General features: G+C 70.4%; 1 protein-coding gene. It reads right to left on the bottom strand.

The annotated features are described in order from the left end of the window. On the bottom strand, positions 1-433 hold a 433-nt coding region (locus D7W81_RS44685), incomplete at both ends, for a hypothetical protein (RefSeq protein ID WP_208721703.1).

The raw sequence follows: 433 nt of genomic DNA, 5'->3' as shown, positions 1-433 counted from the left end.
GTCCCTGGGAGACTCCGGTCCGGCTAACGGACGAAACGCGGAAGCGCGAAACACGCCGTCGGTGACCCGCAGGAGCTCGTTCATCAGTAACCAATCCATACTCAGCGTAACGGCCAGCCCCTGGCGAGACAGATCCACGGAGTCCGGAACCGCGGTCGTCTGGCCCAGGGGGCCGAGGCTGTAGTCCCCCCAGGCCCCTAGGTCGCGACGGCTCGTAAGCACGACGCGGTCGGCCGCGGGGCTTTGCGGGGGGGCGTCCTCGGGCGCATGCGCCATTACCTCTCGGATGGCCGCGGCGCGCTGGTCGGCCGAGCTGACCAAGGGCGCCACGACCACGGCGCGCTCCGTCTGCAGGCCCTTCCACGTGTCGTGGAGTTCCTGAACGAACTCGGCCACCCGCTCGGGGCCCGTGGCCGCGCGCGCGGCCTGATAG

The sequence above is a fragment of the Corallococcus aberystwythensis genome, assembly GCF_003612165.1.
GTDB lineage: Bacteria > Myxococcota > Myxococcia > Myxococcales > Myxococcaceae > Corallococcus > Corallococcus aberystwythensis.
Note: the sequence above shows the minus strand (reverse complement) of the source record. Positions and strands in the feature narration are given on the sequence as shown.